14 protein-coding genes are annotated in these 14566 nt (G+C 55.5%); 12 read left to right on the plus strand and 2 right to left on the minus strand.

The window, feature by feature from the left end:
* The first annotated feature begins 4 nt into the window (after nt 1–4).
* From ACXADZ_RS22300 to nqrF, 5 genes are read left to right on the plus strand one after another with little or no spacing between them, the layout of a single operon-like run.
* Nucleotides 5–1213: an NADH:ubiquinone reductase (Na(+)-transporting) subunit B gene (locus tag ACXADZ_RS22300; protein WP_475200029.1), complete on the plus strand. Its 1209-nt coding sequence runs from the start codon at nt 5–7 to the stop codon at nt 1211–1213.
* Nucleotides 1206–2021 carry a Na(+)-translocating NADH-quinone reductase subunit C gene (locus ACXADZ_RS22305; RefSeq protein ID WP_171185346.1) on the plus strand — a complete coding sequence of 272 codons (816 nt, stop codon included), beginning with the start codon at nt 1206–1208 and terminating at the stop codon, nt 2019–2021. Before ACXADZ_RS22300 ends, ACXADZ_RS22305 begins: the two co-directional genes overlap by 8 nt.
* Nucleotides 2021–2674: an NADH:ubiquinone reductase (Na(+)-transporting) subunit D gene (locus ACXADZ_RS22310; protein WP_152460184.1), complete on the plus strand. Its 654-nt coding sequence runs from the start codon at nt 2021–2023 to the stop codon at nt 2672–2674. The genes ACXADZ_RS22305 and ACXADZ_RS22310 overlap by 1 nt, the downstream gene beginning before the upstream one ends.
* Nucleotides 2674–3282, plus strand: coding sequence for an NADH:ubiquinone reductase (Na(+)-transporting) subunit E (gene nqrE / locus ACXADZ_RS22315; protein ID WP_050603817.1), 609 nt, complete (start codon nt 2674–2676; stop codon nt 3280–3282). Before ACXADZ_RS22310 ends, nqrE begins: the two co-directional genes overlap by 1 nt.
* A 10-nt stretch (nt 3283–3292) precedes the next feature.
* Nucleotides 3293–4516 carry an NADH:ubiquinone reductase (Na(+)-transporting) subunit F gene (nqrF, locus tag ACXADZ_RS22320; protein ID WP_171094931.1) on the plus strand — a complete coding sequence of 408 codons (1224 nt, stop codon included), beginning with the start codon at nt 3293–3295 and terminating at the stop codon, nt 4514–4516.
* Between the two features lie 58 nt (nt 4517–4574).
* Here the strand turns inward: nqrF and ACXADZ_RS22325 are convergent, their stop codons facing one another.
* Nucleotides 4575–5588, minus strand: coding sequence for an NAD-dependent epimerase/dehydratase family protein (locus tag ACXADZ_RS22325; RefSeq protein WP_475200032.1), 1014 nt, complete (start codon nt 5586–5588; stop codon nt 4575–4577).
* A gap of 282 nt (nt 5589–5870) precedes the next feature.
* On the opposite strand from ACXADZ_RS22325, the gene ACXADZ_RS22330 reads away from it, so the two are divergent.
* Nucleotides 5871–6536, plus strand: coding sequence for a metallophosphoesterase (locus ACXADZ_RS22330; RefSeq protein WP_475200034.1), 666 nt, complete (start codon nt 5871–5873; stop codon nt 6534–6536).
* A 2-nt stretch (nt 6537–6538) separates the two neighbouring features.
* Here the strand turns inward: ACXADZ_RS22330 and ACXADZ_RS22335 are convergent, their stop codons facing one another.
* Nucleotides 6539–7063, minus strand: a complete 525-nt coding sequence (locus ACXADZ_RS22335; RefSeq protein WP_171094924.1) for a CBS domain-containing protein — start codon at nt 7061–7063, stop codon at nt 6539–6541.
* A gap of 375 nt (nt 7064–7438) precedes the next feature.
* Between ACXADZ_RS22335 and ACXADZ_RS22340 the strand changes: the two genes are divergently transcribed.
* The 6 genes from ACXADZ_RS22340 to ACXADZ_RS22365 all read left to right on the plus strand — a co-directional run bounded on the left by ACXADZ_RS22340 (nt 7439) and on the right by ACXADZ_RS22365 (nt 14550).
* The gene (locus ACXADZ_RS22340) at nt 7439–8464 is read left to right on the plus strand and encodes an FAD:protein FMN transferase (protein WP_475200036.1); all 1026 of its coding nucleotides are present in this window, start codon (nt 7439–7441) and stop codon (nt 8462–8464) included.
* Between the two features lie 14 nt (nt 8465–8478).
* Nucleotides 8479–8715 carry a (Na+)-NQR maturation NqrM gene (nqrM, locus tag ACXADZ_RS22345; RefSeq protein WP_171094920.1) on the plus strand — a complete coding sequence of 79 codons (237 nt, stop codon included), beginning with the start codon at nt 8479–8481 and terminating at the stop codon, nt 8713–8715.
* Nucleotides 8716–8785: 70 nt separating this feature from the next.
* Nucleotides 8786–10456, plus strand: a complete 1671-nt coding sequence (locus ACXADZ_RS22350) for a sulfatase-like hydrolase/transferase (protein WP_475200038.1) — start codon at nt 8786–8788, stop codon at nt 10454–10456.
* A gap of 102 nt (nt 10457–10558) precedes the next feature.
* Nucleotides 10559–12076: a 2,3-bisphosphoglycerate-independent phosphoglycerate mutase gene (gpmI, locus tag ACXADZ_RS22355; protein ID WP_475200039.1), complete on the plus strand. Its 1518-nt coding sequence runs from the start codon at nt 10559–10561 to the stop codon at nt 12074–12076.
* On the plus strand, nt 12073–13203 hold the full coding sequence (locus ACXADZ_RS22360) for a murein hydrolase activator EnvC family protein (RefSeq protein WP_475200041.1): 1131 nt from the start codon (nt 12073–12075) through the stop codon (nt 13201–13203). The genes gpmI and ACXADZ_RS22360 overlap by 4 nt, the downstream gene beginning before the upstream one ends.
* 6 nt (nt 13204–13209) lie before the next feature.
* A complete protein-coding gene (locus tag ACXADZ_RS22365; protein ID WP_171094911.1) occupies nt 13210–14550 on the plus strand; it encodes a S41 family peptidase in 1341 nt (446 codons plus the stop codon).
* The last annotated feature ends 16 nt before the right edge of the window (nt 14551–14566 follow it).

Genomic DNA, 14566 nt, shown 5'->3' on the forward strand with positions numbered 1-14566 from the left:
CCAAATGGGTTTGCGCAGCTTCTTCGATCGGATCGAGCCGAACTTTACCAAGGGCGGCAAGTACGAAAAGTATTTCCCCATCTACGAGATGGTCGAAAGCTTTATCTACACTCCGAAAACTGTGACCACCGTTGCCCCTCATGCGCGGTCTTACGTGGATATGAAGCGGATCATGACCTATGTCGTGATCGCGACGATCCCGTGTATCCTGTGGGGAATGTACAATACCGGCTATCAGGCCAATTCAGCTATAGCCACGCTTGGGCCTGATTCCGCAACTGGATGGCGGATCGCCGTTCTGCAGATGTTTGGCATCTCGCTGAACCCGGAAAGCATTTTTGCCAATGTCATGCACGGGCTGATGTATTTCCTACCGATCTATATCGTCACGCTGGTCGCCGGTGGTATTTTCGAGGTCATCTTCGCAACCGTGCGCGGGCACGAGGTGAACGAGGGTTTCCTTGTCACATCAATGCTCTACACGCTGATCATGCCTGCAACCACGCCGCTGTGGCAGGTTGCTTTGGGGATTATCTTCGGTGTCGTGATAGGTAAGGAAGTGTTTGGTGGGACAGGCAAGAACTTCCTCAACCCAGCGCTGGTTGGCCGGGCTTTCTTGTACTTCGCTTATCCTGCGCAGATGTCGGGCGATGCGGTTTGGACCCCGGTTGATGGGTTCTCGGGTGCAACTGCACTGGCGGTTTCGGCGGCTGACGGCGTTCAGGCGCTGGCGGCTGAAGGCATCACCTGGTCAAGCGCGTTCTTCGGACAGATTCAGGGCAGCTTTGGTGAGACATCGACCCTGGCGTGTATGATCGGTCTGGCCTTCCTGCTGACGACGAAGATTGCCAATTACCGGCTGATTGTGGGCTGTCTGGCCGGAACTATCGGCTTTACCCTGCTGCTGAACCTCATCGGCTCGGACACCAACCCAATGTTCGCGATGCCATGGTACTGGCACATCGTTCTGGGCGGTTACGCGTTTGGTCTGGCCTTTATGGTGACCGAACCTGTTTCAGCCAGCCACACCAACGTAGGTCGCTATATCTATGGCGCTCTGATCGGTGTCATGGTTGTGATGATCCGCGTGATCAATCCGGCTTTCCCCGAAGGTATGATGCTGGCAATCCTGTTCGGGAACGTTTTTGCACCGCTGATCGATTACTTCGTCGTTCAGGCCAACATTAAACGGAGGGCGCGTCGCCATGTCTGATACGCATTCCCAAGAACCGAAGGGCGCGATTGCCAAGTTTCTGGCGGCCTCGCCGGACTCGGTTGGCAAAACGATCTTCATCGCCGTCGCCGTTTGTCTTGTCGCCTCGATGGTCGTTTCCGCCGCAGCCGTTAGCCTGCGCCCGGTACAGGAAACCAACCGACTGAAAGACAAACAGGTCAACGTTCTGCAAGTTGCGGGCGTTTTTGAACCCGGCATCGACGTGACCGAAGCGTTTGCCGCTTTTGAACCGCATGTGCTGGAACTGTCCACCGGTGACTTCGTCGATGATCGGTTCGACCCGACCACCTTCGACGACATCGCTGCTGCCAGCGACCCTGAGTTGAGCGTTGCGCTGGACGATGATCCCGCGGGCATTGGTCGCAAGTCGAAATACCGCGTGATTTACCTACTACGCGACGACGCAGGCGATCTGGACAAGGTGATCCTGCCGCTGCACGGCTATGGTCTATGGTCCACGCTTTATGGCTTTATTGCGCTGGAGAACAACGGCAACGATATCTACGGCCTGCAATTCTATCAGCACGGCGAAACCCCCGGCCTTGGGGCCGAGGTGGATAACCCGCGCTGGAAAGCGTTGTGGAATGGCAAGAAGTTGCGCGATGACAATGGTGATCTGCAAATCACTGTGTCCAAATCGCAACCTGCGGCCGGACCTGATTTCTATATCGATGCTCTGGCAGGGGCGACCCTGACCTCGGTAGGTGTCGATAACCTGGTGAAATTCTGGATGGGCGACGCGGGCTACGCTCCGTTCCTGGCCAAACTGCAAGCAGGAGAGTTCTAATGTCTCAGACCAAGAAAGAGATGCTGGTCGACCCGCTTGTCGACAATAACCCGATCACTTTGCAGGTGCTGGGCATCTGTTCGGCGCTGGCGGTGACCTCGTCACTGCAGGTGTCGATGGTGATGGCGCTGGCGGTGATCTTCGTGACCTCGTTCTCGTCCTTCTTCATCTCGTGCCTGCGCAACCAGATCCCCGGTTCGATCCGGATCATCGTACAGATGGTGATCATCGCCTCGCTGGTGATCCTCGTGGATCAGATCCTGAAAGCCTATGCGTTCGAGATCTCGAAAACCCTGTCGGTTTTCGTCGGCCTGATCATTACCAACTGCATCGTGATGGGCCGCGCCGAGGCGTTTGCGATGAAGAACCCGCCGGTTGCGTCCTTTATCGACGGCATGGGCAATGGCATGGGCTATGGTCTGATCCTGCTGCTGGTCGGCTTCATTCGTGAGTTGTTCGGCGCCGGGTCGCTGTTCGGCGTCACCATTCTGGAGACCGTCAACAACGGTGGCTGGTATGTGCCCAACGGCATGCTGCTGCTGCCACCGTCAGCGTTCTTCATCATCGGTCTGATCATCTGGGCCTTCCGCACATGGAAGCCGAACCAAGTGGAAGAGCGTGAATACAAAATTCAGCAGGTAGAGGCCCACTGATGGAAGGTCTGATCTCACTGGCCGTAAAGGCCATCTTTGTCGAAAACCTTGCGCTCAGCTTCTTCCTGGGGATGTGTACCTTCATCGCCGTGTCCAAGAAGATTTCAACCGCGCTGGGTCTGGGTATTTCGGTCATGGTCGTGCAGGCCATCACCGTGCCCGCGAACAATCTGTTGCTGAACTACTTGCTGAAACCGGGCGCACTTGCCTGGGCTGGCTTCCCGGATGTGGACCTGACTTTCCTTGGCCTGATCTCGTATATCGGCGTAATCGCGGCGATGGTTCAGATCCTCGAGATGGTTTTGGACAAGTACTTCCCGCCGCTTTACAACGCGCTGGGGATTTTCCTGCCGCTGATCACAGTGAACTGCGCCATTCTGGGTGGCTCGCTGTTCATGGTGGAACGTGATTATAACTTTGCCGAGGCCGCAACCTATGGTCTGTCTTCCGGCTTTGGCTGGGCGTTGGCGATCACTGCGATGGCGGGTGTTCGCGAAAAGCTGAAATATTCGGACATTCCCGACGGCCTACAGGGTCTGGGTATCACCTTCATCACCGCAGGATTGATGGCCATGGCCTTCATGTCCTTCTCGGGCGTGAAACTGTAAGGAGGGCGCAATGGAAACCTTTACCCTAGGCGTAGCTCTTTTCACCGTCATCGTTCTGGCACTGGTGGCCGTCATCATGGCCGCCCGGTCCAAGCTGGTGTCGACCGGCAACGTGAACATCACCATCAATGGCGAGAAAACCATTTCCGTACCCGCTGGCGGCAAATTGCTGCAAACGCTGGCGGCCGAAAAGCTTTTTGTTCCTTCGGCTTGCGGCGGTGGTGGCACCTGTGCGCAATGTCGGGTGCGCGTGCATTCGGGTGGTGGGTCGATCCTGCCCACTGAGGAAAGCCATATCACCAAACGCGAAGCCTCGTGCGGTGACCGACTGTCCTGTCAGGTGGCCGTGAAACAGGATATGGACATCGAAGTCCCCGAAGAAGTCTTTGGCGTCAAGAAATGGGAATGCACCGTGCGTTCGAACGAGAACGTTGCAACCTTTATCAAGGCGCTGACGCTGGATCTGCCGGAAGGCGAGGACGTGAACTTCCGCGCGGGTGGCTACATTCAGATTGAAGCCCCTGCGCACGCATTGAAATACACTGATTTCGACGTGGAAGAGGAATATCGCGAAGACTGGGACCGCTTCAATCTTTGGCAGTACGAGTCGGTTGTCGCGGAACCGATCGAGCGCGCCTATTCGATGGCCAACTACCCGGACGAGAAGGGCATGATCATGCTGAACGTCCGCGTAGCTTCACCGCCTCCGGGCTCGGAAGGTATCCCTCCGGGTCAGATGTCATCCTACATCTTCAACTTGAAACCGGGTGATAAGGTCACGATCTCGGGTCCGTTTGGCGAGTTCTTCGCGCGTGAGACACAAAAAGAGATGGTATTCATCGGTGGTGGTGCCGGTATGGCACCGATGCGCAGCCATATCTTTGACCAGCTCAAACGTCTGGAAAATCGCGATCGCAAGATCAGCTTCTGGTACGGCGCGCGGTCGAAGAAAGAGATGTTCTTTGTCGAAGATTTCGACCAACTGGCCGAAGAGTTCGACAATTTCGATTGGCATGTCGCGCTTTCGGATGCGCAGCCCGAGGATGACTGGAAAGGCTATACCGGTTTCATCCATAACGTCCTGTTCGAAGAATACCTCAAGAACCATCCCGCGCCAGAAGACTGCGAATTCTACATGTGTGGCCCGCCCATCATGAACCAGTCGGTCATCAACATGCTGCTGGATCTGGGCGTGGACCGAGAAGATATCATGCTCGACGATTTCGGCGGGTAAGAAACAGAAAAACCGGCGCTTCAAGCGCCGGTTTTTTAGTTTTGGCCGTCACACGACGCTATTTTCCGTAATAATCCCGATACCAGGCAACAAACTGAGCTATGCCATCCTTCAGGTCTGTTTGCGGACGGTAATTGGTTAGCCGCTGCAACAGGCGATTATCTGCCCATGTCGCATGAACGTCGCCCATCTGCATCGGCATAAAGTTCTTGATTGCCTTCTGTCCAACCGCCTCTTCGATAGCTTCGATGAAATCCATCAAGCGCACTTTGTCGCCGTTTCCAATATTGACGATACGATAGGGTGCTACGGGTGACAGGCTGTCGCCGTCCTCAATGTCTTCACGGCTGGCCGGCCGGACCGGGGGCACATCGATTAGCAATCTGATCCCGCGCACAAGATCCTCAACATGGGTGAAGTCCCGATACATGTCTCCATGATTGTAGATATCAATGGGACGACCTTCCAAAATGGCGGCCACAAACTTGAAATAGGCCAGATCGGGCCGCCCCCAGGTGCCATAGACCGTAAAGAACCGAAACATCGTGGTCGGCAGATTCCACAGATGTGCATAGGAATGCCCCATCGCCTCATTCGCCTTTTTGGTGGCAGAGTAGATGGTCAATTGCGTGTCCGCTTTTTCCGTTTCGGTAAACGGCATTTCTTCGTTGGCACCATAGATGGACGAGGTCGAAGCCATCAACAGATGCTCGACCTCATGCTGACGCGCGATTTCCATCACGTTGAACGTGCCAACGACATTAGATTCGATATAGCTTCGGGGGTATTCGAGGCTGTGCCGAACACCGGCTTGGGCCGCCAGGTGGACGATGACATCGGGCTGGAACTCGTTCGCCACTTGCACCAGACGGTCATAGTTTTCCAGCCGATCTTCGGTCGCGGTAAACCCTAGGGTTTGCAACAGGATCTGATGTCTGCGCTGTTTCAGGGTCACATCGTAATAATCGGTCATTCCGTCATAGCCATGCACCCGGAACCCTTCTGCCAGAAGCAGCTTGGCCAGATGGAAACCGATGAACCCCGCAGAGCCCGTAATCAATACCCGCTTCATAAAACCCTCTGAACGCTCTGCAAAATCATGACTGACCAAACGGCTTTGGTCCACTAACCAGACCAAGGGCCATGACCATTTTCAAGGCCATATCGGACAACCTAAGGCCGTTGGTCAACACTTTGCCTGTTCAATCAGTTGTTCATTGCCGCCAATAGGCGAGAAGGGTAGGGAACAGACCGTATGATTAGCAACTGGATCAGACAGCGACTTCAACGCAAAACAGGGCGAGCAACCGACACCTTCCCCTGTGACACCGCCCCCACAACGCGAGTGACGGCGGTGGCTGATATTCATGGCCGTCTGGATTTGTTGCATGCGTTGTTGCCACGCTTGGATGATCAAAGCCCTCTGGTTTTTATTGGAGACTACATTGACCGGGGGCCTTTCAGCGCGCAAGTGTTGCGCCATCTGCACCATCTGAGCGAAGCATCAGATCGGCGCGTCCATTGCCTTCTTGGTAACCATGAAGAGATGTTGTTGCATTTCTTGGATGATCCAGAACGCCATGCAAGGCTCTGGTTTCGAAACGGAGGTCTGCATACGCTGGCGTCATTCGGGCTCAAACCGACTGGAGACCTGGAAGACAGCCGGAAAGTCATGGAACTGGCCGAAGGCCTGCGACAAGCGATGGGTCAGGAATTGCTGGAATGGCTGACAAAGCGGCCCCTGACCTGGACCAGTGGCAACGTCACTATTGTTCACGCGGCTTTGGACCCTCGTCGCGCTATCGAAGCTCAGGATCGTCAGATCTGCCTTTGGGGACATCCCATGTTCCCAAGAACCGCGCGCGGCGATGATCAATGGGTGGTGCACGGTCACACAATCGTAGACCAGCCCCGTGTCAGAAACAGGGTCCTGTCGATTGACACGGGCGCTTTTGCCTCAGGCCGGTTGACGGCCGCGGAGATCGAGGACGGAGGCGTCAGGTTCCTTTCGACAGGCTGATCCTAGCCGACGATCATCTGCTTCATCCGAAGGGCTTCGTATTCCAGCTCTTTCAAGCGGAAATGCACGACGTCTCCGATAGTGATGACGCCACTCAAATGGCCGTCACGCAGAACGGGCATATGGCGGAAACGGCCTTCGGTCATCGTCTTCAGGACATCGTTTAGCAGATCGTCTGGTGTACAGGTCTTGACCTCTTTGGTCATCAGGTCTTCGACCGCTTGCGGCAAGGTCTGGCCGGGTGTGTCTGCCATGCGCCGTACAATGTCGCGCTCTGACAGGATGCCTTGCAATGCACCGTTCTGATCCGTCACCAAAACGGCCCCGATCCGCTTGTCCTTAAGCGTGTTGACCACCGAATGGATCGTATCGTTTGGCCGTACCGAAAATACCGCGTCCCCTTTTCCCTCAAGCAGTTTGGCCACGGTGGTCTGTGAGTGCGACAAGTTTGATTCTGCCGATTGGCTATACGTCGTCTTGTCTGCCTTGTCGCCGCGTGTTGGTGACTGGTAAGAGGTTGGGGCCATGGGCAATCTCCTTATGGTTCTTGCAATGTCTTTCACTTTCACCTTAGCGCAGCTAAACGACCTGTATAGGGTGCAAATGCCCGAATGCACAAAATCCGTGGTCAACAAAGGACGATCAAGCTTGTGAGTGGACTGTACCTTACACCGCCTGTGGCCGCTTTGATCTTCTTTGCGGTTGTCGTGTGTGGTCACAACTTTCGCATGGCCTGGAAGCAACAGGCCCCGGGGTGGCAGAAGCGAGCGTGGTTGTTTGGAGTTCCGGCTGGGGTTGGGCTTTTGGTATTGGGTTTTCTGCCGTTAAAACTCTGATGTCGATTTGACTCTGACGAGGGTCACTGGCATATGCCGGGCATAGAAATTCCCGGAGCTCGCCCCATGCGTCTTTTGCCTTTTGTGGCCCTTGTCGCCCTTCTTTCCGGCTGCTTTTTGGACAAGGAGCCCGAAGTGGTTCGCCTGTCCGGTGAAACGATGGGGACAACCTTCAATATCACTGCCATAAGCGAAGATCTGGACGAGGCCAAACTTGCAGCCTCGGTCGATGAGACATTGGCTGAGGTCAACGCGAAGATGTCGAACTGGGACCCGAATTCCGAGGTCTCTGTCTTTTCGGCGTCGGCCAGTACAGAGCCGATGACTATCTCGGACGAATTCGCTTTGGTCATCGCTGCTGCCAACGACGTGCACGAAAAAACCGGTGGAATTTTCGATGTGACCCTTGGCCCACTGATCGAATTATGGGGGTTTGGCCCTCGTAAGCCCGAAGATCCGGTGCCATCTGATGCTGACATCCAAGCCGCGTTAAACGGCGTCGGCCAAAGCCGTCTGCTGACGCTGGGTACCGAAGCCGGAACTCTAACGAAATCTGACGCCAGCGTCGGTATCAACCTGTCTGCAATTGCCAAAGGATATGGCATCGATGCGGTTGCCGAAACCTTAAGGGACGCCGGAATCGAGAATTACCTGGTTGAAATTGGTGGTGATCTGGTCGCCATGGGTCAGAACGAAAAGGGCGAAGCTTGGCGCATCGGCATCGAAAAACCGGAAACGGGCAGTCAGAGCATTCAGCTGATCGTGTCAGTGAATGACCTGGGCATGGCCAGTTCGGGCGACTACAAGAATTTCTTCGAACAAGACGGCGTGCGCTATTCGCATATTATCGATCCGACGACGGGACGCCCGATTACGCACCGGACAACCTCTGTCACTGTTTTGGCCGAAAACGCGATGATGGCCGATGCCTGGGCCACCGCGATGCTGGCTTTGGGTCAGGAAAAAGGTCTGAAACTGGCGGAAGAGCATAAACTTGCCGTGTATTTCATCTCGCGGGATGTGACAGGCGGTGAAGAAGCTTATATTACTGCCCATAGCACCGCGTTCAAAGACGCGCTGGAATCGAACTGACTGGAGGAGCTGAGATGAGCACTTTTATTCTGGCTTTTATTCTTCTCGCCCTCGTTATGGTGGGTATGTCACTCGGCGTCATGCTGATGGGCAAGACCATCAAAGGCAGCTGTGGTGGTCTGAATGCCATATCGGGTGCTGATAAATGCGTTGTCTGCCAAAAAGACGTGGATCCCAACAGCCCGTTGCGCGATCAGCTGCAATGCAAGCGCGCCAAGAAGATGCTGGAGCAGATGGAACGTCAGGCCTGAAGCAAAGTTTTGCTTCGCACTGCGGACGGAAATGGCTAACTAAGTTTCCGTAAGGTTTAGGGGCGTCGCGTTGGCCAAGGCAAAAAACATCCTGTTCATCATGTTCGACCAGCTACGCTGGGACTATCTGAGCTGTTACGGGCATCCGCACCTGCACACGCCAAACATAGATCGCCTGGCAGCCAAAGGCGTGCGGTTTAACCGGGCTTACATTCAGTCACCAATCTGCGGCAGCTCGCGCATGTCGACCTATACCGGGCGCTATGTGCATTCGCATGGGGCGTCTTGGAACGGTATTCCGCTCAAAGTCGGCGAGATCACGATGGGTGATCATCTTCGCAAGGCGGGAATGGACTGCTGGCTGGTCGGCAAAACCCACATGCGCGCCGATGCCGAAGGCATGGCGCGGTTGGGGCTGGAACCCGACAGCTTGATTGGTGCCCGGGTTGCCGAATGCGGCTTTGACGTGTTCGAACGCGATGACGGTATGCTGCCCGAGGGTCCCGACGGGTTTTACGATCCGCACGGAGCGAAGGAGTACAACAAGTTCCTCAAGGCCAAGGGGTACGAGAGCGACAATCCATGGCATGATTTTGCCAATTCAGGTCTGGATGCCGAGGGCAACGTGCTGTCCGGCTGGTTTCTGAAGAACGCGCCCGAAGCGGCCAACATCGCCGAAGAAGACAGTGAAACGCCTTATCTGACAGGGCGCGGTATTGAGTTCATGGAATCACATAACGGACCGTGGTGCTGCCACTTGAGCTTTATCAAACCGCATTGGCCTTACATCGTGCCAGAACCTTATGCCTCAATGTTCGGTCCAGAACATGTTTTGCCCGTAGTGCGATCCGAGGCTGAACGGCAAAATGCGCATCCGGTGCTCAAGGCGTTCATGGACACAAAGATTGGTCAGACCTTTTCGCGACAGGATGTGCGTGAGGCGGTGATCCCAGCCTATATGGGCTTGATCAAACAAGCCGACGACCAGATGGGGCGTCTGTTCGACTGGATGGAAAAAACCGGGCGGATGGACGACACGATGATCGTTCTAACCTCGGATCACGGCGACTTTCTTGGTGATCATTGGATGGGTGAGAAGACGTTTTTTCACGATGCTTCGACCAAAATGCCGCTGATCATTTATGATCCATCGCCCGAAGCAAATGCGACCCGTGGGACGGTCAGTGATGCGCTGGTCGAGTCCATCGATTTGGCTCCAACCTTTGTTGATCTGGCAGGCGGTGACGTTGCCACTCATATCCTTGAAGGTCATTCGTTGCTGCCCATCCTGCATGGGACCGCAGAAGAGGTGCCCCGGGACTTTGTCATCTGCGAATATGATTACTCAGGCTCACCGATCGCTGATATCGTAGGAGTGTCGGTTCGCGAAGCGGTGATGTTCATGGTGGCCAACAAAAAGTGGAAACTGATCCATTGCGAAGGCGGGTACAGACCGATCCTGTTTGATCTGGAAAACGATCCTCACGAACTGAATGATCTGGGCAACAGCGCAGAGCATGCAAACGTGATCGCTGAAATGTATGATCACCTGTTCGCATGGGCGCGGCGACCGTCACAACGCACCACGAGGTCGGAACAGCAATTGATCGACATGCGTACCAAAAGTAGAGGCCGAGGCATTGTCTTGGGTGTGTATGATGAAAATGACGCGCCTTTGGACCTTACTGTGAAGTACCGAAATCGAAAGGCACGTCCATACAAGAGCTACCTCAAGGGATAGAGCCTCTGCGTCTATTAAATCTTTTTCACCTGCCCAAAGGTGGTTCACCCGCCGAAGGCAAGGCGATAGAAGAAGCGCACGAGCAGTAATCGGAGAAATTCTATGGCCGCGCCCAAACCTGTTGTCTTGTGCATTCTCGATGGGTGGGGTCTGTCCGAAGACACCAAAGCCAATGCGCCGTTTCTGGCAAATACGCCGACTTTTGATACGATCATGGCCAATGGCCCTCATGCAACGCTGATCACCCATGGCCCCGATGTAGGTCTGCCAAGTGGACAAATGGGCAATTCAGAAGTTGGCCACACCAATATCGGCGCAGGTCGCGTTGTCGCCATGGATTTGGGTCAGATCGATCTGGCGATCGAAGACGGCTCATTTTTCGAAAATGAAGCCCTGCAACAATTTATCTCCAAAGTGAAAGCGGCGGGCGGGACAGCGCATCTGATGGGGCTGGTCTCGGACGGTGGCGTGCATGGGCATCTGAACCATATCGTCGCCGCGGCGACTGCGATCACCGATGCTGGCGTCCCTGTTGCGCTGCATGCAGCCACCGATGGGCGGGACGTAGCGCCAAAATCGGCGCTGACCTATATCGCGGAACTGGAAGAGCGCCTGCCTGAAAACGCGCGCATTGTGACCGTCTGCGGACGCTATTTTGCCATGGACCGGGACAATCGCTGGGAACGCGTCAGCGAAGCCTATGTCGCAATGATCAAAGGGCAGGGAAGGGCGGCGCAAAGCGCCCATGGTGCGGTCGATCATGCCTATAACCAGTCCGAGTCAGACGAGTTCATCACCCCGACTGTTCTTGATGGTTACACGGGCGTTCAAGACGGCGACGGGTTTTTCTGCCTCAATTTTCGTGCTGATCGGGCACGGGAAATCCTGCGCGCCATTGGAGAGCCCGGGTTTTCCGATTTTGACACAGGGCCGCGGCCCTCTCTCTCGGCGCTGCTGGGCATGGTCGAATATTCGGACGGTCACAACGCCTATATGACCACGGTTTTTCCCAAACGGGCCATCGTGAATACTTTGGGGGAATGGGTGGCCAAACAAGGGCTGCGCCAGTTCCGGTTGGCTGAAACCGAGAAATACCCACACGTAACTTTCTTCCTGAACGGCGGCAAAGAGACGCCTGAACAGGGTGAAGACCGTTTTATGCCGAAATCGCCAAAGGTTGCGACTTATGATCTGCAGCCCGAAATGTCGGCGGCTGAGGTGACGGCCAAGTTTGTTGAGGCTATCGAAGACGGGTATGACCTGATTGTCACGAACTATGCCAATCCTGACATGGTGGGCCATACCGGTGATCTGAATGCGGCGATCAAAGCGTGTGAAGCCGTGGATCAAGGTTTGGCGCAAGTCGTAGCGGCACTGAAAAAAGCCGGAGGTGCGATGATCGTCACTGCCGATCACGGCAATTGCGAAATGATGGTTGATCCCGAAACGGGTGGACCGCATACCGCCCACACACTGAACCCTGTGCCTGTGGCGCTGGTTGGTGGGCCTGAAGGGGCGCAATTGCGGCAGGGGCGTTTGTCGGATCTGGCCCCCACGCTGCTTGAGTTGATGGGCCTGCCAAAACCCCCCGAGATGACTGGGGAAAGCCTATTGTCATGAAACTGGCGACCCTTGCGGCTTTCCTCATTTCAGCCGTTCCGGCGCTGGCCCAGTCGGACTCATCGCTGGCTGCATTGAAAGCCGCAGAGATGTTGGAGGACGCCTCAATCTCGCTAAGCGAGGCTGACGGTGCCCGAGACCGCGTACGTGCGCTTACGCAAACGATCCAGGCCTATGAGGCGGGGTTGAGCGCGATGCGTGAGGGGTTGCGCCAAGCTGCAACCCGCGAAGCTCAGTTAAGCGCCGAACTTCGTGCTAGCGAAAAGGATGTCCGACAGTTGATAGGCGTCTTGCAAACCATCGAAACAACAGAACCTCCGGTCTTGATGTTGCACCCTTCAGGCCCATTGGGCGCGGCGCGGGCCGGTATGATGCTGTCCGAGGTCACTCCGGGCTTGAACGCAAAAGCGCAGGCTCTGGCAGATGATTTGAACGAGGTGCAGACATTGCGTCTGTTACAGCAAAGCGCTTCGGAAACTCTGACCGAAGGTCTCAGCGGGGTGCAAGATGCGCGCACGCGGCTGAGCGAGGCCATCGCCGATCGCACGGATCTGCCCAGACGATTTGTCGAAGATCCGGTACGCACGGCCATTTTGATCTCTTCAACGGAAACGTTGGATGGGTTTGCTAGTGGTCTGTCCGAAATCTCGGAAGGTGAGATTGTTGAAACCGATGCGAATGTTTCAGGTCAGAAAGGGCAGATTTCTTTGCCGGTCCAGGGCGTCTTGTTGCACAAGGCTGGAGAAACGGATGCTGCGGGGGTGACACGCGCCGGTTTGGTGCTGGGAACCCGCCCGCGCGCCTTGGTCACATCACCCACTGCAGCGACGATCCGTTATCGAGGCCCCTTATTGGATCTGGGGAATCTGATCATTCTTGAACCGCAGCCTGGGCTGCTTTTTGTGTTTTCCGGCTTGCAAGAGGTCTATGGCAACCCCGGGCAAGTGATCCCCGAAGGCACCCCGGTGGGTTTGATGCCCGGTGAAACGCCGGAAATTGGCGCAATATTGTCAACAAGCGGTGATGGCACTGGAACTGATCGCTCAGAAACGCTCTATATAGAGGTAAGAGAAGACAATAGCCCCGTGGACCCGGAAACATGGTTCCGGACCAACAAGGATGGATAAGCGAGTATGAAGAGATTTGTGATGGCCGGTCTGGCCGGAACTTTGGCAGGTATTCTTGCAACGACACAGATTGCAGGACCCCTGCTGGCGCAGGAGGCCGAAAACAAGGCCAGCGTCTATGAGCAACTGGATCTTTTTGGCGACATTTTTGAACGCATCCGCGCGCAATATGTTGAAGAGGTCGAACCCGAGGAACTGATCGAGGCCGCCATTGACGGCATGTTGACCTCGCTTGATCCGCATTCCAGCTATCTGTCGCCCGACGATGCCGAACAGATGCGCGTGCAGACCCGGGGTGAGTTCGGCGGGCTTGGTATCGAAGTCACGCAGGAAGACGGTTTTGTCAAAGTCGTATCGCCGATTGACGACACCCCTGCCGACGCAGCCGGAATTGAGGCTGGTGACTTCATCACTCATGTCGATGGCGAAAGCATTCTGGGCCTTACGTTGGATAAGGCTGTTGACCTGATGCGTGGCCCGGTGGGTTCCGAGATTGTGATCACCGTCGTTCGTGAGGGTGAGCCGGACCCGTTCGACGTTACAATCATCCGGGATACGATCAAACTGACGGCTGTTCGTGCGCGCACCGAAGGCACCAGCGTGGTTCTGCGAGTGACTACGTTCAACGACCAGACCTTCCCGAACCTTAAAGAAGGTTTGCAGGAACAGATCGAAGAAGCCGGTGGCATTGACAAGGTCAATGGATTTGTCCTGGACCTGCGCAATAACCCGGGCGGTTTGCTGACGCAGGCGATCAAAGTGTCGGATGCGTTCCTGAACGAAGGTGAAATCGTTTCGACCCGCGGCCGCGACCTGGAAGAGGGCGAGCGCTTTAATGCGTCGCCGGGCGATCTGGCCGAAGGTAAACCAATCGTTGTTCTGATCAACGGTGGCTCAGCCTCGGCGTCCGAAATTGTGGCAGGCGCCTTGCAGGACCACCGACGCGCAATCGTGGTGGGTACGAAAAGCTTTGGTAAGGGGTCTGTGCAGACAGTCATGCCGCTGCGCGGTGACGGGGCCATGCGCCTGACAACGTCGCGTTATTATACTCCATCGGGTCGTTCTATTCAGGCCCTGGGTGTCAGCCCGGATATCATCGTGGAACAACCGCGTCCGCAGCCCGAGACTGAAGAGGAAGAGGACAGCCGCTTTACCCGGTCCGAGGCCGAGCTGCGTGGCAGCCTGGACAATGATAGCCTGAGCGAGGATGAAATTCGCCAAATTGAAGAAGACCGCGCCAAGGCTGAAGCGACGGCTGAACTGCGGGAAGAGGATTATCAGCTGGCTTATGCCATCGACATCCTCAAGGGCCTGTCCGCGTTCAATCCGAATGGACCTTCTCAATAACTCAATAAGGGCCGCG

It is taken from the genome of Ruegeria sp. ABM4_193 (genome assembly GCF_056158705.1).